At 46.1% G+C, this 24,301-nt stretch carries 17 protein-coding genes and 1 pseudogene; 9 read left to right on the top strand and 9 right to left on the bottom strand.

Annotation, left to right across the window (positions count from 1 at the left end; translation table 11 throughout):
* Positions 1-95: 95 nt before the first annotated feature.
* Positions 96-248 (top strand): annotated as a pseudogene (locus ACO6V5_RS13730) (transposase); the annotation flags it as partial.
* A 187-nt stretch (positions 249-435) separates the two neighbouring features.
* Here the strand turns inward: ACO6V5_RS13730 and ACO6V5_RS13725 are convergent.
* Positions 436-921 (bottom strand): DUF29 domain-containing protein, encoded by a 486-nt coding sequence (locus tag ACO6V5_RS13725; RefSeq protein WP_422132512.1) that lies wholly within the window; start codon positions 919-921, stop codon positions 436-438.
* Positions 922-974: 53 nt separating this feature from the next.
* Between ACO6V5_RS13725 and ACO6V5_RS13720 the strand changes: the two genes are divergently transcribed.
* Entirely contained in the window at positions 975-1,163 is a 189-nt protein-coding gene (locus ACO6V5_RS13720; RefSeq protein WP_422413440.1) for a hypothetical protein, read from the top strand.
* Between the two features lie 436 nt (positions 1,164-1,599).
* Positions 1,600-3,468, top strand: coding sequence for a WD40 repeat domain-containing protein (locus ACO6V5_RS13715; protein WP_422413442.1), 1,869 nt, complete (start codon positions 1,600-1,602; stop codon positions 3,466-3,468).
* Positions 3,469-3,700: 232 nt separating this feature from the next.
* Here the strand turns inward: ACO6V5_RS13715 and ACO6V5_RS13710 are convergent, their stop codons facing one another.
* From ACO6V5_RS13710 to ACO6V5_RS13700, 3 genes are all read right to left on the bottom strand, one after another.
* Positions 3,701-5,626: a WD40 repeat domain-containing protein gene (locus ACO6V5_RS13710; RefSeq protein WP_422413444.1), complete on the bottom strand. Its 1,926-nt coding sequence runs from the start codon at positions 5,624-5,626 to the stop codon at positions 3,701-3,703.
* 353 nt (positions 5,627-5,979) lie between these two features.
* Positions 5,980-7,641, bottom strand: coding sequence for a WD40 repeat domain-containing protein (locus tag ACO6V5_RS13705; protein WP_422413446.1), 1,662 nt, complete (start codon positions 7,639-7,641; stop codon positions 5,980-5,982).
* A 151-nt stretch (positions 7,642-7,792) separates the two neighbouring features.
* Positions 7,793-9,598, bottom strand: a complete 1,806-nt coding sequence (locus ACO6V5_RS13700; protein ID WP_422442214.1) for an F-box/WD repeat-containing protein — start codon at positions 9,596-9,598, stop codon at positions 7,793-7,795.
* Between the two features lie 238 nt (positions 9,599-9,836).
* On the opposite strand from ACO6V5_RS13700, the gene ACO6V5_RS13695 reads away from it, so the two are divergent.
* Positions 9,837-10,058 carry a hypothetical protein gene (locus ACO6V5_RS13695; protein ID WP_422442215.1) on the top strand — a complete coding sequence of 74 codons (222 nt, stop codon included), beginning with the start codon at positions 9,837-9,839 and terminating at the stop codon, positions 10,056-10,058.
* A 99-nt stretch (positions 10,059-10,157) separates the two neighbouring features.
* Here the strand turns inward: ACO6V5_RS13695 and ACO6V5_RS13690 are convergent, their stop codons facing one another.
* The 3 genes from ACO6V5_RS13690 to ACO6V5_RS13680 form a co-directional block, all read right to left on the bottom strand.
* Entirely contained in the window at positions 10,158-12,095 is a 1,938-nt protein-coding gene (locus ACO6V5_RS13690; protein WP_422442217.1) for a WD40 repeat domain-containing protein, read from the bottom strand.
* A gap of 253 nt (positions 12,096-12,348) precedes the next feature.
* On the bottom strand, positions 12,349-14,235 hold the full coding sequence (locus ACO6V5_RS13685) for a WD40 repeat domain-containing protein (RefSeq protein WP_422442218.1): 1,887 nt from the start codon (positions 14,233-14,235) through the stop codon (positions 12,349-12,351).
* 151 nt (positions 14,236-14,386) lie between these two features.
* Positions 14,387-15,265: an F-box/WD repeat-containing protein gene (locus ACO6V5_RS13680; RefSeq protein WP_422442220.1), complete on the bottom strand. Its 879-nt coding sequence runs from the start codon at positions 15,263-15,265 to the stop codon at positions 14,387-14,389.
* Between the two features lie 238 nt (positions 15,266-15,503).
* Between ACO6V5_RS13680 and ACO6V5_RS13675 the strand changes: the two genes are divergently transcribed.
* The gene (locus ACO6V5_RS13675; RefSeq protein WP_422442215.1) at positions 15,504-15,725 is read left to right on the top strand and encodes a hypothetical protein; all 222 of its coding nucleotides are present in this window, start codon (positions 15,504-15,506) and stop codon (positions 15,723-15,725) included.
* A 99-nt stretch (positions 15,726-15,824) separates the two neighbouring features.
* Here the strand turns inward: ACO6V5_RS13675 and ACO6V5_RS13670 are convergent, their stop codons facing one another.
* Positions 15,825-17,762 (bottom strand): WD40 repeat domain-containing protein, encoded by a 1,938-nt coding sequence (locus ACO6V5_RS13670; RefSeq protein ID WP_422442223.1) that lies wholly within the window; start codon positions 17,760-17,762, stop codon positions 15,825-15,827.
* 1,110 nt (positions 17,763-18,872) lie between these two features.
* On the opposite strand from ACO6V5_RS13670, the gene ACO6V5_RS13665 reads away from it, so the two are divergent.
* The 3 genes from ACO6V5_RS13665 (at position 18,873) to ACO6V5_RS13655 (ending at position 22,192) form a co-directional block, all read left to right on the top strand.
* Positions 18,873-20,039: a hypothetical protein gene (locus tag ACO6V5_RS13665; RefSeq protein WP_422132523.1), complete on the top strand. Its 1,167-nt coding sequence runs from the start codon at positions 18,873-18,875 to the stop codon at positions 20,037-20,039.
* A 664-nt stretch (positions 20,040-20,703) separates the two neighbouring features.
* On the top strand, positions 20,704-21,858 hold the full coding sequence (locus tag ACO6V5_RS13660; RefSeq protein ID WP_422410813.1) for a hypothetical protein: 1,155 nt from the start codon (positions 20,704-20,706) through the stop codon (positions 21,856-21,858).
* Positions 21,859-21,961: 103 nt separating this feature from the next.
* Positions 21,962-22,192, top strand: coding sequence for a hypothetical protein (locus ACO6V5_RS13655; RefSeq protein WP_422410811.1), 231 nt, complete (start codon positions 21,962-21,964; stop codon positions 22,190-22,192).
* Positions 22,193-22,388: 196 nt separating this feature from the next.
* On the opposite strand, the gene ACO6V5_RS13650 is transcribed toward ACO6V5_RS13655, so the two are convergent.
* Positions 22,389-23,597: an F-box/WD repeat-containing protein gene (locus ACO6V5_RS13650; protein ID WP_422410809.1), complete on the bottom strand. Its 1,209-nt coding sequence runs from the start codon at positions 23,595-23,597 to the stop codon at positions 22,389-22,391.
* A 419-nt stretch (positions 23,598-24,016) separates the two neighbouring features.
* Between ACO6V5_RS13650 and ACO6V5_RS13645 the strand changes: the two genes are divergently transcribed.
* Complete coding sequence (locus ACO6V5_RS13645) at positions 24,017-24,274, top strand: hypothetical protein (RefSeq protein WP_422137212.1); 258 nt, start codon at positions 24,017-24,019, stop codon at positions 24,272-24,274.
* Positions 24,275-24,301 lie beyond the last annotated feature (27 nt).

The raw sequence follows: 24,301 nt of genomic DNA, 5'->3' as shown, positions 1-24,301 counted from the left end.
TTGAGTCGGATTTCTTGAGAAAGTTCACAATAACAACTCGCTTCGAGGGTGTCGCAAAACTCTAACAACTCGTTCCTACGCTTTGAGGGTGTTGCAAAACCATTATGGGCGGCGAATTTTGGACTGATGGGTACTTTGCAAGCACTGTCGGAAAGCATGGTGATGAGCAGATGATAGCGAATTATGTGAAGAATCAGGGAAATGAGTACGACAAACTTCACTCAGATCATCAGCTTGCAATGTTTTGAGTTTGCACCAAGGATACCCCGCCCCCTGGCGGGGTTGTTCATTGCCCAGCTCTAGCTCCCCCAACAATTTCTCTGTGTCAAGCCCGTCAAAATGTCATTTGGCAAGCAGATCCTGCTGTTGGCTCAGCCATTGGTGGTAATCAGTGTCGTACAAGTTTTCCATAAATCACCTCCATTGCCCTACCACTCAGACACCGTTGAGTGGATACCAGTCTTCAGTCATTATTTGCTCATAGCTCCAGGGGCATTCGTCAGGAAAGCTATTGTTGTCGAGTTTTTTATGGACATAAATATTCATTTCTTTGATGGCTCCTTTTTTACCATCAACATACGCTTGTTTAAGGGAGTCTTTGATCCTTGACGTTAAACTAGGATTCTCTTTCACCAGTTTATTAATCTTAATTCTTGATCTAACTATGGTTTCCATCCAACCTTTAAGGACTCTATCTGTCGCTGTAGACTCCCTTAGTGCACTGGTCTGGTAATTACATTTAAGAAGATGAGTTATCAAAGTTGACAGGCGGTTCTCCAACTCGCGAAGGTCTTGCTTAAGGCTCAACTCTAAATCCTCAATCAGGTTTTCTAAATCCAACTGATTAAAGTTTTGAGTTTTCAACAGGGTTACTTGCTGACTCAGCCATTGATGATAATCAGTGTTATATAAGCTATTCATAAAAATACCTCCATTGACCTACCACTGTAGGCAAATAACAGAAGGGAAGCAAAATGAATTACCAGAGCACAGATGCCTTTGCCGGGGGGGGCCGTGGTTTTGGGCTGGTTAATTCGGCCATTGATGCCAACAGCACTTTTGCGACAGCCTCGCTCTGCGTGGGAATGCATACCTCCTCTGAAAAGCAGACTCTGCAGCGCGAGATGGGTATGGGTTCCTACGTTGTGACCCAGAGGGGCTAAAAGTATGGGAACCAGAGTTTTGCGACACCCACGCTTTGCGTAGGATGAGATTCGTACCAATGATGCAGTGCTTCTTGCAAACAAGGTTGACAGCCTTGTAACTGCAATGGCTGGTTTCAGTGCCCCACCTGCGGGTAACGCTCAGCTGTCACAGGATACTCGAAATCAAATCGATCCTGTAATCACGGCCAGTTGGCAAGGCGCATAACTTAAGTTGAGTTAAGCAATCTGCAATGATGGTAAGTTCTCTGAGCGGTACTTATCAGAAAACTGACTTCTACTTATTGATCATTTTCCCGAATCAAAGTCCTGTTTTCCTGTTAGTTTCACTGACATCAATGTTATGAACTTTCATGTTACAAACGACTCTAATCTGCAGAATCAATTTTGGATATCACTGCAACCAGCGGAAATAACAACTTTTAAGAAACGAACTATGGACCGCATAAGTAACCATTCTTGCCTTGGTGGGCCACTCTCACCAACCCCCGATCACTCTCAATCAGAGATTCAATCAGAGACACCCATTGCTAACACTATGGGTAGGGACGTCATTGTACGTGACAAGAATAAGCTTTCATTATTGCTCAATTTGCCCTTTGAAATACAATCCAAAATTTATAGTCATTTGCAGACCCGTGATATTGCCAATTTAATACGGGCAAATTCATACATGAACAAGACGCTCAAAAATGATAATTCAATGGCAAGGGCATGGTATCGCCGGTTTGCTTCATCACGCCAGGCTCTGATAAAAACAATCGTCACTGAAAAAGATAAGGATCAATTCTGGAATTGGTTGAGCCGGTTTACAATGGATAAGGCATTAGTCAAGTCAGTCATGGATCGTCACGGGAGTATTGACTTTCCTGCTCTGTTCTCTTTCACTCTCACTAAACTGATGATTGAATGCAAAACATTTATATTTGAGACAAAAGCCTCCCTCCTCAATAACGGCAGGATGAACTCTGCTACATTAAGTGCCGATGGCCACTATCTGGTGAGCGTCAGTGATAGTAAAACGGTGATAATCTTTGGTCGGGAGACCGATGGTTCATGGCAAGCAAAAGGTACTATCACCCATGATGGTCGTGTCACATCATTCATGCTCAGTAACGATGGCCACTATGTAGTGACCACCAGTGAAGATTGCAAGGCGAGAATCTATGGCAAGAAGGACGAACGATCATGGGAAGAAAAAGCCATCATTTCTCATGATAAACCTGTCATGTCAGCCACCTTCAGCGCCAAAGATCGCTATTTAGTGACCGCCAGTCACGATGGCAAGGCGAAAGTCTATGGCCTGGAAGACGATGAGTCATGGGCAGAAAAAGCCATCATTAGCCACGATTTTTTAACATCAGCCACCTTCAGCGACGATAGTCGCTATGTGGTGACCACCAGTCTGGATCACACAGCGAAAATCTATGGCAAAATGAACGATGGGTCATGGATAGTAAAAGCCATCATTTCCCATGACAATTCAGTCTGGTCAGCCAAATTCAGCGCCGATACCCGACATATAATCACCTGCTGTGAAGGTAACAGGATGAAAATCTGTGGCCTGGAGGACGATGGGACATGGGAAGAAAAAACCATCTTTTCCAATGAGGATCGTTTCTACTCTGCCACATTCAGCGCCGATAGCCGTCATATGGTAACCTCCGGTCAAGATGGCAGGGCGATAATCTATGGTCAGGAAGACGGATCATGGAACGAAAAAGCCACCATTTCTCATGATGATCGGGTCTACTCAACCACCTTCAGCCCCGATAACCGCTGTGTGATCACCCGCAGTGCAGATAATAAGGCGAAAATCTACGGCCTGAACGATAATGGATCATGGGAAGAGAGAGCTACCATTTCCCATCGTATGCCAATCATATCAGCAACCTTTAGCGCCGACAGCCGTCATGTGATGACCCACGGTGAAGACAGGAAGGTGAAAATCTATGGCCGCAAGTTTAATGGGTCCTGGGAAGAAAAAACCACCGTTTCCAATGGTATGTATATTAGATCAGCATCCTTCAGCGCCGATGGCAGCCATTTGGTCACTGCCAATAACGATAATGCGTCGGAATCTATTTATCACCAGTTTAGAAATACATTTTTTAGTTTATTGGCGCCGTTAGATTTTCATCTTGCTATTGTTTACGGTCAGGTAAGCGATGGGTCATGGAAAAAAAAAGCCACCATTTCCTATCCTAGAGGGATCGTGTCAGCCACCTTCAGCGTCGATGGCTATGTGTTAACCATCCATGAAGATCAGTCGGCGAAAATCACTGAACTAAGGATGGATGAATGACTGATACTTCTCAAACTCTTCCGGCTTCAATTAACGTTTAATCGGCAAATGGTTTTGGTGGGAGCAAGGGGACGAAACATTGTCCCGAATCAAAGTCCTGTTGAACTGTTAGTTTCACTGACATCAATGTTATGAACTTTCATGCCAGAGTTTTGCGACACCCACGCTTCGCGTAGGAACGAGTTGTAGGCATTATGCGACAACTTCTCACCACAGGGTTGACAGCAAACAATCAGTCATTCATCTGCAGTTCAGTGATTTTCACTGTTTTATCGCCATGAGTGGTCAATAGGTAGCCATCAGTGCTAAATCTGGCTGACACGATCGCACTATGATGGGAAATGATGGCTTTTTCTTCCCAGGATCCATCACTCTGCCGACCATAAATTTTCGCCGTTCCATCGGTACTGGCGGTGATCACATGGTGGCCATCGATGCTAAAGGTTGCTGATTTAATTTTCATAAGGTGGGATATGATAGCTTTTTCTCCCCAGCACCCATCGATCTTCCTGCCATAGATTTTCACGGTGTTATCATTACTGAGGGTGATCACATGGCGGCTATCGGGGCTGAATGTGGCTGAGTCGACACTTTCGTTATGGGAAATGATGGCTTTTTCTTCCCATGATCCATCGTCTTTCTTGCCATAGATTTTCGCTTTGCCATCTAAACTGGCGGTCACCACATGGCGGTTATCGGCGCTGAATGTGGCTGAGCATACACCCAGGTAATGGAAAATGGTGACTTTTTCTTCCCATGATCTTTCTTCGTTCTGGCCATAGATTATCGCTCTGCCATCATCACTGGCGGTCACCAAATTGCGGCTATCGGAGCTGAAGGTAACTGATTTGACCTCTTTATCATGGGAAATGATGGCTTTTTCTTCCCATGATCCATCGTCCTCCAGACCATGGATTTTCACCTTGCTATCGTAACCGGTCGTCACCAGACAGCGGCTATCGATGCTGAAGGTGACTGAGTGCACAAACTTGTCGTGGGAAATAATGGCTTTTTCTACCCACGATCCATCGTTATTCTTGCCGCAAATTATCGCTTTGCCTTTCAGGGTGGTGGTCACCAGAGAGTAACCATCGGCGCTGAAGGTGGCCGAATGGACTATAAAATCGTGGGGAATGATGGCTTTTTCTGCCCATGACCCATCGTCCCTCTGGCCATAGATTTTCGCCCTGTAATCTCCACTGGTGGTCGCCAGATAGCGACCGTCGACGCTGAAGGTGACTGAGCTGACCCATTTATCATGGGAAATAATGGCTTTTTCTTCCCATGATCCATCGTCTTTCTTGCCATAGATTTTCGCCTTGCCGTCTTTACTACAGGTCGCCACATGGAGGCTATCGGTGCTGAAGGTAGCTGATATGACCCACTGATCATGGGAAACAGTGGCTTTTTCTTCCCATGATTGTTCGTCCTTAATGCCATAAATTTTCGCCTTGCCATCCACTCCAGCGGTAACTACATAGCAGCTATCGTCACTGAAGGTGACCAATCTGATACGGTCATAATGGGAGATAGAGCCTTTTGCTTCCCATGATCCATCGCTGTTGTGGCCATATATATCCATCGTTTTATCATTCCTGAAGCTCAGCAGGTGGCGGCCATCGGCACTGAAGGCAGCGGAGTTGGACCTACCATCACAGGGGAGGCTGGCTTTTGTCTCTAATTTAAATGTTTTACATTGAGACATCAGTTTGTTGAGAGTGAAAAAGAACAGAGCAGGAAAATAAACACTTGGTTGGCGATCCGTGATTGACTTGACTAATGCCTCATCCTTTGTAAAACGCAGCAACCATTTCTGGAGTTCCTCTTTATCTTTTGTTGCGACAATTGTCTCCAGCAGAGTTTGGTGTGATGAAGCAAACTGGCGATACCATGCCCTTGCCATGGCATCATCATTTTTGAGCCTGTTGTTAATGTTTGAATTTGCCCGTGTTAACAGGGCAATATCACGAACCTGCAAATAAGTGAAAATTTTGGATTGTAGATTCTCGGGTAAATCGAGCAATAATGAAAACTCATTCTTGTGACGTACAATGACGTTCTTGCCCATAGTGGTACCACTTGGTGTATCAGATGGTGACTGACGTGGTGGTGTTGAGCGTGGGGTAATATTGCAGGAGCTGCTATTTGAGCAATCCATAGTTCGTTTTCCATGGTTGTTATTTATCCCTGGTTGGCAAGGATATTTAAAATTGATTCTGCAGCTTAGAGTGGGTTTCAGTGTGAAAGTTCACGATATTTGTTCAATTTCGGTTAGTTGGCTGGCAGGCATTGTCCGGTCTGCATATTGACGCTGATCTTCCCGTTTCTGGATAACGGGCTCTTTCATTTCTTTGGAATAGTGAGCCATAACAGCCTCTTGCTAAATGCTCTCAGTTATTGAGAGTCATGAATCAAAGGAGGCAACATCTATCTTGAAGCAGGGGGCTATCCTGTCGGGCAGGTGTTGCAGAAGAATAATGCAGATCTCGGTTAATGAGTGACAGCAAAGACTCATTCATTCATCTTTAGTTCAGTGATTTTCACCATTCCATCGGGATGGATCGTCAACACCAGATTATCGGCGCTGAAGGCGGCTGACAGGATCCCGGCATTATGGGAAATGATGGCTTTTTCTTGCCATGACCCATCGCTTGTCTGTCCATAAATTCTCGCCGTGCCATCTGCACTGGCGGTGATCAAGTGGCGGCCATCGATGCTAAAAGTTGTTGACATAATATTCCCATCATGGGAAATGGTGGTTTTTTCTTCCCAGGATCCATTGAGCTTCTGGCCATAGATTTTCACCGTGTAATCTTCATCGTGGGCGACCACATAGCGGCTATCGGGGCTGAATGTGGCTGAGTAGACTGTATTCTCATGGGGAAGGATGGCTTTTTCTTCCCATGATCCATCGTCCTTCAAGTCATAGATTTTCGCCGTGAAATCTTCACTGCAGGTCACCACCTGGCGGTTATCGGGGCTGAACAGGGCTGAGTAGACCCAACCATCATGAGAAATGGTGGTTTTTTCTGTCCATGATCCGTCTTTATTCAGGCCATAGATTACTGCCCTGCCATCATCACCAGCGGTCACCAAATAGCGGCTATCGGAGCTGAATGTGGCTGAGTTGACTTCTTTGTTGTGGGTAATGACAGCTTTTTCTTCCCACGATCCATCGGCCTCCAGGCCGTAGATTTTTACCTTGCGATCGTCACTGGTCGTCACCACATAGCGACCATCGGCACTGAAGCTGGCTGATTCAACAGAGTCTTCGTGGGTAATAATGGCCTTTTCTTCCCACGAACCATCATTCTTGATGCCATAGATTTTCACTTTGTTGTCCACGCCGGCGGTCACTACATTGCGACTATCAGCGCTGAAGGTGGCTGATGTGACGCACTCATCATGGGAAATAGTGGCTTTTTCTTCCCATGATTGTTCATCCTTCCTGCCGTAGATTTTCGCCTTGCCATCGAAGCTGGCGGTCACCACAAAGCGGTCGTCAACACTGAAGGTGACCGATGTGACACGATCATAGTGGCAGATGGTGCCTTTTGCCTCCCAGGATCCATTGCTCTCCCGGCCATAGATTTCCACCGTTTTATAATTCCTGTTGTTCGCCAGGTAGCAGCCATCGGCACTGAAGGTAGAGGAATCGATCCCACCATTACAGGGGAGGCTGGCTTTTGTCTCTAATTTAAATGTTTTACATTCAGACATCAGTTTGGTGAGCGTGGAAAAGAACAAAGCAGGAAAGTGAATACTTGCCTGGCGATCCATGATTGACTTGATTAATGCCTCATCTTCTGTGAAACGCTTTAACCATTTCTGGAGTTCATCTTTATCTTTTGTAGTAACGATTGTCTTTAGCAGAGCCTGGTGCGATGAAGCAAACTGGCGATACCACGCCCTTGCCATTGCAGCATCATTTTTGAGCCTGTTGTTAATGTGTAAATTTACCCGTGTTAACTGGGTAATATCATGAGCCCGCAAATAGGTAAAAATTCTGGATTCTATTCCCGGGGGCAAATGGAGCAATAATGAAAACTCATTCTTGTCACATTCAATGACGTCTCTGCCCGCAGAGATACCACTTGGCGTTCCTGGTCGAGATTCATCTGTTGTTGATGAAAGTGGACCACCAGTAAGGGCATCGCTATTTATGCAATCCATAGTTTGTTTTTCCGCTGCTATTATTTATCCCCGGCAGGCAAGGATATTCAAAATTGATTGTGCAGCTTAGAGTCGGTTTTAGTGTGAAAGTTCAAAAGATTGATCTAATCGTAACCAACCAGGAAAACGGGGCTTTGATCCGGGGAAATGATCAATCAGTAGAAAATGGGTTTTTGTCTTTCATCTTTAGTTGAGTGATTTGCACAGTATTGTTGCCATGGATGGTCAGCACATGGCCATCGGCGTTGATGGTGGCTGATACGATCCCACTTTGATCAGAAATGGTGGCTTTTTCTTTCCATGATCCGTCGCTTAACTGGCCATAAATTTTCGCCTTGCCATAAGAACCGGAGGTAAGCACATGGCGGCCATCGTCACTAAAGCCGAATGAATTAACATACTGATTATGGGAAATGATGGCTTTTTCTTCCCAGGATCCATTGACCTTCTGGCCATAGATTCTCATCCTGTCATTATTTCTACTGCAGATGATTAGATGGCGGCTATCGGGGCTGAATATAACTGGGAAGGCCTTATCGATATTGGCAATGATGGCTTCTCTTTTCCATGATCCATTGATGGCCTTCTGGCTATAGATTTTCGCTTCGCCATCGCGACTGCAGGTTACAAGATGGCGGCTATCGGGGCTGAAAGTGGCTGAGCTGACACTATCACCATGGGAAATGATGGTTCTTACTCTCCATGATCCATTGTCCTTCTTGCCGTAGATTGTCGCCGTACCATCGTCACTGGAGATCACCAAGTGGCGGTTATCGTCGCTGAATAGGGCTGAATTGACATTATTCATATGAATAATCGTTATTTGTTCCCATGATCCATCGGCCTTCAGGCGATGGATTTTCAGCTCCTGATCAGTGCTGACTGTCAGCACATAGTGGCCATCGGTGCTGAAGTCGGCTGACTTGAGACGATTATCATGGGAAATGATGGCTTTTTCTACCCATGACCCATCGTCCTGCTTGCCATAGATTTTTGCCTTGCCATCTACGCTGGCGGTCACCACATGGCGGTTATCGGCGCTGAAGGTGGCTGAGTCGACACAGCCGTCATGGGAAATAGTGGCTTTTTCTACCCATGAACCATCGTCCTGTTTGCTGTAAATTTTCGCCTTGCCATCTTTACTGGCAGTCACGACACAGCGGCCATCGGCGCTGAAGGTGGCTGAGTTGACACAGTCGTCATGGGAAATAGTGGCTTTTTCTACCCATGATCCATCGGCCTGCTGGCCATAAATTTTCGCCGCGCCATCTTTACTGGCGGTTATTGCATAGCGACCATCGGGGCTGAAGGTGGCGGATTTGACCCCGTCATCATGGGAAACAGTGGCTTTTTCTGTCCATGATCCATTGTCCTCCTGGCGATAGATTTTCAACGTTTCATTGTCAATGGCGATCATCATATGGTGGTCATCGGGGCTGAAGGCGGCATCGCTACCAGAGAAGGTGGCTTTGGTTTCCAGGTTAAATTTTTTACATTGAGACATCAGTTTAGTGAGAGTGCACAAGAACAGAGCAGGAAAATAAATACTCGGTTGGCGATCCATGACTGACTTGATTAATGCCTTATCCTTGGTAAAGCACGTCAACCAACCCTCGAGTTGATTTTTATTTTTTTCAGTGACGATTGTCTTTAATAGCGTCTGGTGTGATGAAGGAAACCGGCGAAACCACGCCCTTGCTATTGCAGTATCATTTTTGAGAGTGTCGTTAATGTATGAATTTACCTGTGCCAATTTGGCAATATCGTGGGCCTTCAAATAAGTAAAAATTTCGGATTGCATTTCCTCGGGCAAACTGAGCAATGGTGAAGGCTTTTTCTTGTTACGTACGATGATCTTCCTACCCTTAGCGGTACCACTTGCTCTTTCTGATCGGGATGGGTTCGCTGTTGATGAAAGTGAACCACAAAAACAGGAAAGGCTTTTTATGAAATTCATGGCTCGTTTCTCCATGGTTATTATTTAAATTTGGTTTGTGGGGGTATTTAAAATCGATTGTGCTACTTAGAGTCGGATTTAGTATGAAAGTTCAAGGCATTGATGTAAGCCTGACTAACAAGAAAACAAGACTTCGATTCGGGAAAATGATCAACAATTAGAAAGGGGGGTTCTGCCTTTAACAACTCGTTCCCACGCTCTGAGGGTGTCGCAAAACTCTCTCCGGCGTGGGAACGCGTTGACTCCCGTCATTGTCGGCTTCATTCTCGTCATTCCCGGCTTCATTCTCGTCATTCCCGCGAAGGCGGGAATCCACACTGACTCTCCACCAGAACCATACTGCCCGGTGTCCCCCTGGCCTTGTCATCCCCGAGAAGGCAGAGATCCACCGTTGGCGCTGGATTCCCGCCTTCGCGGGAATGACGACTTCAGTTCCCACGCAGGGACCCACAGGGCCTGAAAGCATAGGAACCAGAGTTTTGCGGCAGCCTCGCTTCGCGTGGGAACGAGTTGTTGGCATTATACGACAACTTCTCACCACAGGGTTGACAGCAATCAGTCATTTATTCATCTGCAGTTCAGTGATTTTCAGCGTGTTATCGCCATGAATGGTCAACACATGGCCACCGGTGCTGAAGCTGGCTGACACGATCGCACTATGATGGGAAATGATGGCTTTTTGTTCCCAGGAACCATCACTCTGCCGACCATAAATTCTCGCGGTTCCATCGGCACTGGCGGTGATCACATGGTGGCCATCGATGCTAAAGGTTGCTGAATTAACTTTCCTAAGGTGGGATATGGTCGCTTTTTCTCCCCAGCATCCATCGATCTTCCGACCATAGATTTTCACCGTGTTATCCTGACCGAGGGTGATCACATGGCGGCTATCGGGGCTGAATATGGCTGAGTCGACAAAACCGTCATGGGAAATGATGGCTTTTTCTTCCCATGATCCATCGTCCTTCTGGCCATAAATTTTCGCTTTGCGATCTAAACTGACGGTCACCACATGGCGGCCATCGGCGCTGAATGTCGCTGAGCAGACACTCAGGTTATGGGAAATGGTGACTTTTTCTTCCCATGATCCTTCTTGGTTCTGGCCATAGATTATCGCTCTGCCATCATCACTGGCGATTACCATATGGCGGCTATCGGAGCTGAAGGTGGCTGAGTTGATCCACTTATCGTGGGAAATAGTGACTTTTTCTTCCCATGATCCATCGGCCTCCAGGCTATAAATACTTGCCTTGCTACCTGCGATGGTCACCAGATGGCGACTATCGGAGCTGAAGGTGGAGCTGAAGGGGGCTGAGTCAACAAAGTCGTCATAGGAAATAATGGTTTTTTCCAGCCATGACCCATCGTCCTCCTGATCGCAAATTTTCACTTTGCCATCAAAACTGGTGGTCACCAGATAACGACCATCGGGGCTGAAGGTGGCTGAGCAGACTCGGTTGTCATGGAAAATAGTGGCTTTTTCTACCCATGACCCATCGTCCCTCTGGCCATAGATTTTCGCCCTGTGATCTCCACTGGTGGTCACTACATAGCGACCATCGACGCTGAAGGTGGCTGAGTTGACGAATTTATCATGGCAAATAGTGACCTTCTCTTCCCAAGATCGTTCGTCCTTTCTGCCGTAGATTTTCGCCCTGCCGTCATTACTACAGGTCGCCACATGGCGGCTATCGGTGCTGAAGGTGGCTGATATGACCCACTGATCATGGGAAACAGTGGCTTTTTCTTCCCATGATCGTTCGTCCTTCTTGCCATAAATTTTCGCCTTGCCATCCATTCCAGTGGTGACTGCATAGTGGCTATTGGCACTGAAGGTGATCGATACGACACTCATATAATGGGAGATAGTGCCTTTTGTTTCCCATGATCCATCGTTCTTGTGGCCATAAATATCCACCGTTTTTTTATCATTCCTGACGCTCAGCAGATGACGGCCATCGGCACTGAAGGTAGCGGAGTTTGTCCTGCCATGACAGGGAAGGCTGGCTTTTGTCTCTAATTTAAATGTTTTACATTCAGACATCAGTTTGTTGAGAGTGAAAAAGAACAGAGCAGGAAAATAAACACTCGTTTGGCGATCCATGATTGACTTGACTAAAGCCCCATCCTTTGTAAAACGCAGCAACCATTTCTGGAGTTCCTGTTTATCTTTTGTCGCGACAATTGTCTCCAGCAGAGCCTGGTGTGATGAAGCAAACTGGCGATACCATGCCCTTGCCATGGCATCATCATTTTTGAGCCTGTTGTTAATGTTTGAATTAGCCCGTGTTAACAGGGCAATATCACGAACCTGCAAATAAGTGAAAATTTTGGATTGTATATTCTCTGGCAAATCGAGCAATAATGAAAACTCATTCTTGTGACGTACAATGACGTTCTTGCCCATAGTGGTAGCACTTGGTGTATCAGATGGTGACTGACGTGGTGGTGTTGAGCGTGGGGTAATATTGCAGGAGCTGCTATTTGAGCAATCCATAGTTCGTTTTCCATGGTTGTTATTTATCCCTGGTTGGCAAGGATATTTAAAATTGATTCTGCAGCTTAGAGTGGGTTTCAGTGTGAAAGTTCACGATATTTGTTCAATTTCGGTTAGTTGGCTGGCAGGCATTGTCCGGTCTGCCTATTGACGCTGATCTTCCCGTTTCTGGATAACGGGCTCTTTCATTTCTTTGGAATAGTGAGCCATAACAGCCTCTTGCTAAATGCTCTCAGTTATTGAGCGTCATGAATCAAAAGAGGCAACATCCAACTTGAAGCAGGGGTCTATCCTGCTGGGCAGGAGTTGCAGAAGAATAATGTGGATCTGGGATAATGAGTGACAGCTGTTGATTATTCATCTGCAGTTCAGTGATTTTCATCATTCCATCGGGATGGATGGTCAACACCAGATTATCGGCGCTGAAGGTGGCTGACAGGATCCCGGCATTATGGGAAATGATGGCTTTTTCTTGCCATGCCCCATCGCTTGTCTGGCCATAAATTCTCGCCGTGCCATCTCCACTGGCGGTGATCACGTGGCGGCCATCGACGCTAAAAGTTGTTGACATAATACTCCCATCATGGGAAATGGTGGTTTTTTCTTCCCAGGATCCATTGAGCTTCTGGCCATAGATTTTCGCCGTGTAATCTTCATCGTGGGTGACCACATAGCGGCTATCGGGGCTGAATGTGGCTGAGTAGACCTTATCCTCATGGGGAAGGATGGCTTTTTCTTCCCATGATCCATCGTCCTTCAAGTCATAGATTTTCGCCGTGGAATCTTCACTGCAGGTCACCACCTGGCGGCTATCGGGGCTGAAGAGGGCTGAGTAGACCCAACCATCATGAGAAATGGTGGTTTTTTCTGTCCATGATCCGTCTTTATTCAGGCCATAGATTACTGCCCTGCCATCATCTCCGGCGGTCACCAAATAGCGGCTATCGGAGCTGAATGTGGCTGAGTTGACCTCTCCATTGTGGGTAATGATAGCTTTTTCTTCCCATGATCCATCGGCCTCCAGACCATAGATTTTTACCTTGTGATCTTCACTGGTCGTCACCACATAGCGACCATCGGCACTGAAGATGGCTGATTCAACAGAGTCTTCGTGGGTAATAATGGCCTTTTCTTCCCACGAACCATCATTCTTGATGCCATAGATTTTCGCTTTGTTGTCCATGCTGGCGGTCACCACATAGCGACCATCAGCGCTGAAGGTGGCCGTAGTGACTAAATAATCGTGGCGAATGATGGCTTTTTCTGCCCATGTCTCATCATCCCTCTGACCATAAATTTTCGCCCTGCCATCTGCGCTGGCGGTCACCACACAGCGGCCATCGGTACTGAAGGTAGCTGATGTGACCCAATCATCATGGGAAATAGTGGCTTTTTCTTCCCATGATCGTTCGTCCTTCCTGCCATAGATTTTCGCCTCGCCCTCATCGGTGGCAGTCAGCACATAACGACTATCGGTACTGAAGGTGACTGACATGACTTGGCCACAGTGGCTAATAGTACCTTTTGCTTCCCAGGATCCATCGCTCTCCCGGCCATAGATTTCCACCGTTTTATACATGGTGTTCACCAGGTAGCAGCCATCGGCACTGAGGGTAGAGGAATCGGTCCCACCATTACAGGGGAGGCTGGCTTTTGTCTCTAATTTGAATGTTTTACATTCAGACATCAGTTTGGTGAGAGTGGAAAAGAACAAAGCAGGAAAGTGAATACTTGCCTGGCGATCCATGATTGACTTGATTAATGCCTCATCCTCTGTGAAACGCTTTAACCATTTCTGGAGTTCATCTTTATCTTTTGTAGTAACGATTGTCTTTAGCAGAGCCTGGTGCGATGAGGCAAACTGGCGATACCATGCCCTTGCTATTGCAGCATCATTTTTGAGCTCGTTGTTAATGTGTAAATTTACCCGTGTTAACTGGGTAATATCATGAGCCCGCAAATAGGTAAAAATTCTGGATTCTATTCCCGGGGGCAAATGGAGCAATAATGAAAACTCATTCTTGTCACATTCAATGACGTCTCTGCCCGCAGAGATACCACTTGGCGTTCCTGGTCGAGATTCATCTGTTGTTGATAAAGATGAACCACCCATACAGGCATTGCTATTTATGCGATACATAGTTTGTTTTTCCGCTGCAATTATTTATCCTCGGCAGGCAAGGATATTCAAAATTGATTGTGCAGCTTAGAGTCGGTTTTAGTGTGAAAGTTCAAAAGATTGATCTAATCGTAACCAACTTGGAAAACGGGGCTTTGATCCGGGGAAATGATCAATCAGTAGAAAATGGGTTTTTGTCTTTCATCTTTAGTTGAGTGATTTGCACAGTATTGTTGCCATGGATGGTCAGCACATGGCCATCGGCGCTGAAGGTGGCTGAGTTGACACAGTCGTCATGGGAAATAGTGGCTTTTTCTACCCATGATCCATCGGCCTGCTGGCCATAAATTTTCGCCGCGCCATCTTTACTGGCGGTTATTGCATAGCGACCATCGGGGCTGAAGGTGGCGGATTTGACCCCGTCATCATGGGAAACAGTGGCTTTTTCTGTCCATGATCCATTGTCCTCCTGGCGATAGATTTTCAACGTTTCATTGTCAATGGCGATCATCATATGGTGGTCATCGGGGCTGAAGGCGGCATCGCTACCAGAGAAGGTGGCTTTGGTTTCCAGGTTAAATTTTTTACATTGAGACATCAGTTTAGTGAGAGTGCACAAGAACAGAGCAGGAAAATAAATACTCGGTTGGCGATCCATGACTGACTTGATTAATGCCTTATCCTTGGTAAAGCACGTCAACCAACCCTCGAGTTGATTTTTATTTTTTTCAGTGACGATTGTCTTTAATAGCGTCTGGTGTGATGAAGGAAACCGGCGAAACCACGCCCTTGCTATTGCAGTATCATTTTTGAGAGTGTCGTTAATGTATGAATTTACCTGTGCCAATTTGGCAATATCGTGGGCCTTCAAATAAGTAAAAATTTCGGATTGCATTTCCTCGGGCAAACTGAGCAATGGTGAAGGCTTTTTCTTGTTACGTACGATGATCTTCCTACCCTTAGCGGTACCACTTGCTCTTTCTGATCGGGATGGGTTCGCTGTTGATGAAAGTGAACCACAAAAACAGGAAAGGCTTTTTATGAAATTCATGGCTCGTTTCTCCATGGTTATTATTTAAATTTGGTTTGTGGGGGTATTTAAAATCGATTGTGCTACTTAGAGTCGGATTTAGTATGAAAGTTCAAGGCATTGATGTAAGCCTGACTAACAAGAAAACAAGACTTCGATTCGGGAAAATGATCAACAATTAGAAAGGGGGGTTCTGCCTTTAACAACTCGTTCCCACGCTCTGAGGGTGTCGCAAAACTCTCTCCGGCGTGGGAACGCGTTGACTCCCGTCATTGTCGGCTTCATTCTCGTCATTCCCGGCTTCATTCTCGTCATTCCCGCGAAGGCGGGAATCCACACTGACTCTCCACCAGAACCATACTGCCCGGTGTCCCCCTGGCCTTGTCATCCCCGAGAAGGCAGAGATCCACCGTTGGCGCTGGATTCCCGCCTTCGCGGGAATGACGACTTCAGTTCCCACGCAGGGACCCACAGGGCCTGAAAGCATAGGAACCAGAGTTTTGCGGCAGCCTCGCTTCGCGTGGGAACGAGTTGTTGGCATTATACGACAACTTCTCACCACAGGGTTGACAGCAATCAGTCATTTATTCATCTGCAGTTCAGTGATTTTCAGCGTGTTATCGCCATGAATGGTCAACACATGGCCACCGGTGCTGAAGCTGGCTGACACGATCGCACTATGATGGGAAATGATGGCTTTTTGTTCCCAGGAACCATCACTCTGCCGACCATAAATTCTCGCGGTTCCATCGGCACTGGCGGTGATCACATGGTGGCCATCGATGCTAAAGGTTGCTGAATTAACTTTCCTAAGGTGGGATATGGTCGCTTTTTCTCCCCAGCATCCATCGATCTTCCGACCATAGATTTTCACCGTGTTATCCTGACCGAGGGTGATCACATGGCGGCTATCGGGGCTGAATATGGCTGAGTCGACAAAACCGTCATGGGAAATGATGGCTTTTTCTTCCCATGATCCATCGTCCTTCTGGCCATAGATTTTCGCTTTGCGATCTAAACTGGCGGTCACCACATGGCGGCCATCGGCGCTGAATGTCGCTGAGCAGACACTCAGGTTATGGGAAATGGTGACTTTTTCTTCCCATGATCCTTCTTGGTTCTGGCCATAGATTATCGCTCTGCCATCATCACTGGCGATTACCATATGGCGGCTATCGGAGCTGAAGGTGGCTGAGTTGATCCACTTATCATGGGAAATAGTGACTTTTTCTTCCCATGATCCATCGGCCTCCAGGCTATAAATACTTGCCTTGCTACCTGCGATGGTCACCAGATGGCGACTATCGGAGCTGAAGGTGGAGCTGAAGGGGGCTGAGTCAACAAAGTCGTCATAGGAAATAATGGTTTTTTCCAGCCATGACCCATCGTCCTCCTGACCGCAAATTTTCACTTTGCCATCAAAACTGGTGGTCACCAGATAACGACCATCGGGGCTGAAGGTGGCTGAGCAGACTCGGTTGTCATGGAAAATAGTGGCTTTTTCTACCCATGACCCATCGTCCCTCTGGCCATAGATTTTCGCCCTGTGATCTCCACTGGTGGTCACTACATAGCGACCATCGACGCTGAAGGTGGCTGAGTTGACGAATTTATCATGGCAAATAGTGACCTTCTCTTCCCAAGATCGTTCGTCCTTTCTGCCGTAGATTTTCGCCCTGCCGTCATTACTACAGGTCGCCACATGGCGGCTATCGGTGCTGAAGGTGGCTGATATGACCCACTGATCATGGGAAACAGTGGCTTTTTCTTCCCATGATCGTTCGTCCTTCTTGCCATAAATTTTCGCCTTGCCATCCATTCCAGTGGTGACTGCATAGTGGCTATTGGCACTGAAGGTGATCGATACGACACTCATATAATGGGAGATAGTGCCTTTTGTTTCCCATGATCCATCGTTCTTGTGGCCATAAATATCCACCGTTTTTTTATCATTCCTGACGCTCAGCAGATGACGGCCATCGGCACTGAAGGTAGCGGAGTTTGTCCTGCCATGACAGGGAAGGCTGGCTTTTGTCTCTAATTTAAATGTTTTACATTCAGACATCAGTTTGTTGAGAGTGAAAAAGAACAGAGCAGGAAAATAAACACTCGTTTGGCGATCCATGATTGACTTGACTAAAGCCCCATCCTTTGTAAAACGCAGCAACCATTTCTGGAGTTCCTGTTTATCTTTTGTCGCGACAATTGTCTCCAGCAGAGCCTGGTGTGATGAAGCAAACTGGCGATACCATGCCCTTGCCATGGCATCATCATTTTTGAGCCTGTTGTTAATGTTTGAATTAGCCCGTGTTAACTGGGTAATATCACGAACCTGCAAATAAGTGAAAATTTTGGATTGTATATTCTCGGGCAAATCGAGCAATAATGAAAACTCATTCTTGTCACATTCAATGACGTCTCTACTCGCAGAGGTGCCACTTGGCGTTCCTGGTCGAGATTCATCTGTTGTTGATGAAAGTGGACCACCAGTGCGAGCATTGCTATTTATGCAATCCATAGTTTGTTTTTCCGCTGCTATTATTTATCCCCGGCAGGCAAGGATATTCAAAATTGATTCTGCAGCTTGGACTCGGTCTTAGTGTGAAAGTTCACAAGATTATCTAATCGTAACCAACAAGAAAACGGGGCTTTGATCTGTGAAAGTGATCAATCAGTAGCAAGCGGGTTTTTGTCTTTCATCTTTAGTTGAGTGATTTGCACAGTATCAACTCGTTCCCACGCTGGGACCCACAGGGCCTGAAAGCATGGGAACCAGGGTGTATTTATCATGGCAAATAGTGGCTTTTTCTTACCATAATCCACCGTCCTTCTTGCCATAGAATTTCACGGCCCAGACCCCCCGACTACATTACCCATACGCCAGTTATACCACGCGTCAGCCCCCAAGGCTGAATATACCAATGCTGCGAGGGCTCCCGGTATTGCAGCGCCTTTCAACGCTCTGACATGAAGTGAACCAGAGCAAAAACAACATCCCGCAAGAGCACTTACGCATATGACTGGGGTTATCGCAATAACTACAAGTCCAGTTCCGTACAATGCAATTATATTTGCCACAAAACCATCAGCGTTATATGAACCCCAAATATAGCTATAGTACTCCTGATCGGAGTGGTCATTGGAATGAACAATGTCCGAGAAAACACATGCATATCCGAGCATTATTACAAAGAGATAATTCTTCATTAGACGACCTCAGAATTCATTGATTCATGTTTCGAAAAAAATAGCGTTTAACTGGAAACTCGTAAATCTGGCTTGTACGAACCAGATATTGTCATCAGGGACCATCACATGGTGGTCATCGGGGCTGAATTTACAGAAGTCTAACCCAGCATCAAGCGGGAGGGTGACTTTTGCCTCTAATTCAAACGTTTTACATTCAAACATCAGTTTGGTGATGGCGGAAAGGAACAAAATTCCCTTATGAGGGAGGACGCTGGAATGCGACCAACAAAGATGTTGCAGAGCGTGATTCAGAGGGAATCGGGTCGGGGTTCTTTATTGAACAGTTCCGGCTACAGAAAGGCTAAAAGCAATGGAATTCACCATGACGAATCTCAGTTAATTAACTAGTCTGCCTGAACGGTCTGGTTCAGGAGGGTTTATGCTCAGAGCGGGTTTGAGTGTGCTGTTGTTTGTATTTTTGTTGTCTGGAGTCTTCTATAGTCATGGATGTAACGGCCACGGGAAAGATAAAATAGTAACGGATGAATCGGGTCGTCAAAGGTGTAAGCAGTGTGACCGTAATCTTGATGACTGCGATTGTCGATGTTATCGATGTCACAGGCAGTTCAGGGAAAAAAGGGAAATTGCCCAGGCAAGAATAAGAAAAAGAGGGCAGACGGCTAATACCCCAAGTTCCAGAGGTAAGGACCCCAAGCCCAAAGTGGTGTATTTATCCACTGAGAATACTTGCCAGTGTGAAGAGCTACCACCCGCTTCCAGTCTGAAGCTGGGTCCCAGGATAAAGTCTGTTGCTTTTGATGGACCTTCAACAAGCAAAATGGCTTTGTTAGAGTCGTCCGCGAGTGGCTTTTTCAATGAAGTGCTTATTGCGCCTGCTCCAGATGGGAGAAATCAGTTTGATTATGAATGGGTTAATCAGCAGTATGATTTTAGCCTTGTCCAGCAGCAGACTTCATTGGTTGATGAACCTGCCAACGAGCAACCAGACACAACAACTTCATCCTTCAATGACTGTTATTTGGAAAGCAGCATGGAAGCGTTCGTCTTCGACGATCCAGATAGCAAGGTACATCAATTTCGGCAGCTATTAACTCAGGTACAGTCTGCCATTCGACAGAATGTCGTGTTAGGGTTGATCCTTTTTGGCTGGATGAGAGAGTACACTTGGCCCCGGCGCAATATCCGGACTTTGGAAGAGAATGAATACGTTCTGACGCTTCCTAATCCTCAGGGAGGCTTTTTCCTTGCTGTTCTTATCAAAGAAGACAGTATGATCTTTGTTTTTCTTCTGAATCAAGATGACGAAGTGATGGGCTATGCCAGTAATGAAGAAAGTCACGTTATTTTTGCGATCAACTGCTATCTGAATAAGGAGAGAGGTAAGCTTTATCCAGTTGATTTGCCTGACAATGATTTGTTCAAACATATGGTGAGGGCCACCTTTAAAGCTTTTCGTTACATTGATGAAAAAGCAGGAGAAGTCTCAGAGGGAGTCAAAGGCGACTCAGAGCCTGGAGTTGTTTTGGCTTCTGATAACTCAACGGGGCTAATACCCATCGAACTTTCTAACTCCCTGGTGCGCTGAAAATTTGAGCCTTAAGTACCTGGCCAGTTGGTTTCGCATATTCTGGTGAGTGGATTTTTTCATCCTTCAAGGCGCAACGACGGGCGCGTAGCCATAGCTACGCAAGCAGAGTTGGAACGCAGAAGGATGGAAAAAGCCGCCGTCCAGAATATGCGAAACCAACTGGTTAGGTACTTAATCCTGCGTTGGCGATTGTCGCCCTGTCTTAAGGCTCAGAAGTCTAACCCAGCATTAAGGAGGCTGTCGCAAAACTCTGGTTCCCATGCTTTTAGGCCCTGTGGGTCCCAGCGTGGGAATCCATACTTATCTCGAGCTGCAGAGTCCGCTTTTCAGGAGAGGTATGCATTCCCACGCAGAGCGTGGGAACGAGTTGTTGGGCTTTTGCGACAGCCTCTAAGGGGGAGGGTGACTTTTGCCTCTGATTCAAACGTTTTACATTCAGACATCAGTTTGGTGATGGTGGAAAGGAACAAAATTCCCTTATGAGGGAGGATGCTGGAAAGCGACCAACAGAGATATTACAGAGCGTGATTCAGAGGGGAATCGGGTCAGGGTTCTTTATTGAACAGTTCCGGCTACAGAAAGGCTAAAAGCAATGGCATTCAAGATGACGAATCTGAATTAATTAACTAGTCTGCCTGAACGGTTTGGTTCAGGAGGGTTTATGCTTAGATCGGGTTTGAGTGTGCTGTTGTTTGTATTTTTGTTGCCTGGAGTCTTCTACAGTCATGGATGTAACGGCGACGGGAAAGATAAAATAGTAACGGATGAATCGGGTCGTCAAAGGTGTAAGCAGTGTAACCGTCATCTCGATGACTGTGATTGTCGATGTTATCGATGTCACAGGCAGTTCAGGGAAAAAAGGGAGATCGCCCAGGCAAGAATAAGAAAAAGAGGGCTGGCGGCTAATACCCCAAGTTCCAGAGGTAAGGACCCCAAGCCCAAAATGGTGTATTTATCCACTGAGAATACTTGCCAGTGTGAAGAGCTACCACCGGCTTCCAGTCTGAAGCTGGGTCCCAGGATAAAGGCTGTTGCTTTTGATGGACCTTCAACAAGCAAAATGGCTTTGTTAGAGTCTTCCACGAGTGGCTTTTTTAATGAAGTGGTTATTGCACCTGCTCCAGATGGGGGAAATCAGTCTGATTGTGAACGGGTTAATCAGCAGGACGATTCTAGCCTTGTCCAGCAGCAGACTTCAGTGGTTGATGAACCTGCCGGCGAGCAACCAGTCACAACAACTACATCCTTCAATGACTGTTATTTTGAAAGCAACATGGACACGTTCGTCCCCGACGATCCAGATGATAGCAGGATAGATAAATTTCGGCAGCTATTAACTCAGGCACAGTCTGCCATTCGACAGGATGTCGTGTTAGGGTTGATCTTTTTTGGCTGGATGAGAGCGTACACTTGGCCACGGTACAGTATCCGGACTTTGGAAAAGAATGAATACGTTCTGACGCTTCCTAATCCTAAGGGAGGCTGTTTCCTTGCTGTTCTTATCAAAGAAGACAATATGATCTTTGTTTTTCTTCTGAATCAAGATGGCGAAGTGATGGCTTATGCCAGTGATCAGGAAAGTCACGTTATTTCTGTGATCAACTGTTACCTGAATAATGAGGGAGGTAGGCTTTATCCAGTTAATTTGCCTGACAATGATTTGTTCAAACATATGGTGAGGGCCACCTATAAAGCTTTTCTTTGCCCGGTTGAAGAAGCAGGAGAAGTCTCAGAGAGAGTCAAAGGCGACTCAGAGCCCGGAGCTGTCTCGGCTTCTGATAACTCAAAGGGGCTTAATACTAATCGAACTTTCTAACTCCCTGGTGCGCTGAAGATCTGAGCCTTAATCCTGTGTTAGGTGTCTTTGTGCCAGTCTCTGCTATGCTGATCTTCTTCGACATTTTATCAAGGAGTAACCGATGAGTGTGAAACCCAAACCCAAACCCAAACCTCAGACGACAGAGATTAATAATATCCGTAACACCCTGGCTGACGTAATTGACGGCCTTGGTCAAATCCGTGGTGAGATGCACCAGAGATTTGACCAGCAAGATAAGCGTTTTGACCAGCAAGATAAGCGTTTTGACCAGCAAGGTTCTGATATTGCCGCTATCAAAGAAATGCTCCAAGTCTTACTCTCGCGCCAATAGCCATGCCACCTAACAACACGCTCAACAGGGACGCACATACTGTGCGCCCGTCAGCTTTGGGTTGGCGATTGTCGCCTTGTCATAAGGCTCAAATCTCCACGCTCAACACGGGAAAGCACGATTGGTATAAGCTGCCGGGCAGGAATTGCAGAAGAAAAATGTGGACCCGGGCTAATGAGTGACAGCAAACAATCAGTCATTCATTCATACGAAGTTCAGTTATTTTTGCCGTGTTATCTTCATGGACGGTCAAGATGATTTCTATCCGCCATGATCCATCGTCCTTCTTGCCACAGATTGCTACGGTGCCATCGTTACTGCAGGTCACCAGATGGCGGCTATCGGCGCTGAATTTGGCTGACCTGACAGGTTTGTAATGGGAAATAATAGCTTTTTTTACCCATGACCCATCGTCCTGCTTGCCATAGATTATTGCTCTGCGATGTTCAATGGCCACCACATAGAGGCCATCGGCGCTGAATTCGGCTGAGTTTTCAAAGTCGTCATGGGAAATGATGGCTTTTTCTACCCATGAACCATCGTCCTGCTTGCCATAAATTTTCGCCTTGCCATCTTTACTGGCAGTCACGATATAGCGGTCAGCGGGGCTGAAGGTGGCTTCAAAGATAGATTTAACATGGGAAATAGTGGCTTTTTCTACCCATGATCCATCGGTACTCAGGTCATAAATTTTTGCGGTTTTATCGTCACTTGTGGTCACCACATGGCGGCTATTGGCGCTGAAAGTGACCGACCTGACCCAGTCATCATGAGAGATAGTGATTTTTTCTTCCCATGATCCACCGTCCTTCTTGCCGTAGATTTTCACTTTCCCTTTGTCAATAGGGATTATGACATGGTGGCCATCGGGGCTGAACTTAAACAAGTCCGATTTACCAAAAGCGGGGAATGTGGCTTTTGTCTCTAATTTAAATGTTTCACATTCAGACATCAGTTTAGTGACAGTGGAAACGAACAAAACAGGAAAATACTTGCTCTCTTGGCGATCCATGATTGATTTGATTAATGCCTCATCCTTTGTAAAGCGCCTCAACCAACCCTCGAGTTGATTTTTGTCTTTTGAAGTGAGGGGTGTCTTTAGTAGCGTCTGGTGTGATAAAGCAAACTGGCGATACCATGCCTTTGCTATTAAATCAGCATTTTTGATAGTGATGTTAATGTGTGAATTTACCTGCGCTAATTTGGCAATATCATGAGCCTGCAAATAAGTACAGATTTTGGATTGAAGTTCCTCGGGCAATCTGAGCAATGGTGAAGGCTTTTTCCTTTTATGTATAAAGACGTTCCTATTCATGGTGGTACCACTTCTTCTTTCTGATCGAGACTGATCCGCTGTTGATGAAAGTGAGCCACCAAAACAGGAAAGGCTTTTTATGAAGTTCATGGCTCGTTTCCCCATAGTTATTATTTAAATTGGGTTGGTATTTAAAATTGACTGTGCAATTTAGAGTCGGTTTTATTGTGAGAGTTCAAGACATTGTTGTAAGCCTGACTAACAAAAAAGCAGGGTTTTGATCTGGGAAAAATGATCAATAAGTACTCAGCCATATGGAATCGAATATATCTGGCTTATTGGTCAGATGTTGCAGAAGAATATGAGGGTTTGGGCTAATGAGTGACAGTCAAATAAAATTGCAACAATCGCAAAATCAATTACGCTAGCAGCCTGTCGGACTTAAGCGTCCGTAGCGAGGATTGCAAGAAACAGAGATTTTTAGACCAATTTATTGCAACCGCAGTAGGACAGTCTTAAGTCCGACAGGCTGCTAGACACAAGATAAATCGTCAAAAGGTGAATTTATCTTGTGGGGTTCAACTACAAAGCTAGCCAAGATTGAAGGCGTAACCAGCCAAACTATAAGGCGCAAGATCGAAAGCGGTCACTACGAAAAAGTGAAGCAAACCAGTGGTGGTCACTTCCGCATATTCATTAACCAGCAGAGGAAGATATGCTATACAAGAGTGAGTTCTGGAAAGCAAAAATCCAGCATTGACACGCAAAAGCGTATCTTACTCAAAGAGCACCCTGATGCAGAATTTATCATTGACAAGGTAGCTTGAACCTTGTCCATAACAGCGAGTGTTGCG

The organism is Endozoicomonas sp. ALD068, from assembly GCF_049310145.1.
Lineage (GTDB): Bacteria > Pseudomonadota > Gammaproteobacteria > Pseudomonadales > Endozoicomonadaceae > Endozoicomonas_A.
Note: the sequence above shows the minus strand (reverse complement) of the source record. Positions and strands in the feature narration are given on the sequence as shown.

Bases quoted from the DNA above. Each gene is read 5' to 3' on its own strand.
- ACO6V5_RS13650 (WP_422410809.1), bottom strand. From the start codon at position 23,597: ATGAACTTCATAAAAAGCCTTTCCTGTTTTGGTGGCTCACTTTCATCA.
- ACO6V5_RS13685 (WP_422442218.1), bottom strand. From the start codon at position 14,235: ATGTATCGCATAAATAGCAATGCCTGTATGGGTGGTTCATCTTTATCA.
- ACO6V5_RS13660 (WP_422410813.1), top strand. From the start codon at position 20,704: ATGCTTAGATCGGGTTTGAGTGTGCTGTTGTTTGTATTTTTGTTGCCT.
- ACO6V5_RS13680 (WP_422442220.1), bottom strand. From the start codon at position 15,265: ATGAATTTCATAAAAAGCCTTTCCTGTTTTTGTGGTTCACTTTCATCA.
- ACO6V5_RS13705 (WP_422413446.1), bottom strand. From the start codon at position 7,641: ATGGATTGCATAAATAGCGATGCCCTTACTGGTGGTCCACTTTCATCA.
- ACO6V5_RS13720 (WP_422413440.1), top strand. From the start codon at position 975: ATGAATTACCAGAGCACAGATGCCTTTGCCGGGGGGGGCCGTGGTTTT.
- ACO6V5_RS13670 (WP_422442223.1), bottom strand. From the start codon at position 17,762: ATGGATTGCATAAATAGCAATGCTCGCACTGGTGGTCCACTTTCATCA.
- ACO6V5_RS13715 (WP_422413442.1), top strand. From the start codon at position 1,600: ATGGACCGCATAAGTAACCATTCTTGCCTTGGTGGGCCACTCTCACCA.
- ACO6V5_RS13655 (WP_422410811.1), top strand. From the start codon at position 21,962: ATGAGTGTGAAACCCAAACCCAAACCCAAACCTCAGACGACAGAGATT.
- ACO6V5_RS13690 (WP_422442217.1), bottom strand. From the start codon at position 12,095: ATGGATTGCTCAAATAGCAGCTCCTGCAATATTACCCCACGCTCAACA.
- ACO6V5_RS13700 (WP_422442214.1), bottom strand. From the start codon at position 9,598: ATGAATTTCATAAAAAGCCTTTCCTGTTTTTGTGGTTCACTTTCATCA.
- ACO6V5_RS13710 (WP_422413444.1), bottom strand. From the start codon at position 5,626: ATGGATTGCTCAAATAGCAGCTCCTGCAATATTACCCCACGCTCAACA.
- ACO6V5_RS13665 (WP_422132523.1), top strand. From the start codon at position 18,873: ATGCTCAGAGCGGGTTTGAGTGTGCTGTTGTTTGTATTTTTGTTGTCT.
- ACO6V5_RS13725 (WP_422132512.1), bottom strand. From the start codon at position 921: ATGAATAGCTTATATAACACTGATTATCATCAATGGCTGAGTCAGCAA.